This is a genomic window from Streptomyces sp. NRRL B-1140 (genome assembly GCF_001280065.1).
Lineage (GTDB): Bacteria > Actinomycetota > Actinomycetes > Streptomycetales > Streptomycetaceae > Streptomyces.
Map to the genome: position 1 here is coordinate 1 of NZ_LGEA01000087.1, position 203 is coordinate 203.

1 protein-coding gene is annotated in these 203 nt (G+C 62.1%); it reads left to right on the top strand.

Annotated elements, in window-relative coordinates; all coding sequences use genetic code 11:
- A partial coding sequence (locus tag ADK65_RS10180) for a glycoside hydrolase family 48 protein (protein WP_159038756.1) occupies window positions 1-203 on the top strand: 203 nt, incomplete at both ends.

Genomic DNA, 203 nt, shown 5'->3' on the forward strand with positions numbered 1-203 from the left:
TACAGCTACCTCCTGTGGCTGCAGGCCATGTACGGCAAGGTCACGGGTGACTGGTCGAAGTTCAACGGCGCGTGGGATCTGATGGAGAAGTACATGATCCCCACCCACGCCGACCAGCCGACCAACTCCTTCTACAACGCTTCCAAGCCGGCCACGTACGCGCCCGAGCTGGACACGCCGAACGAGTACCCGGCCAAGCTCGA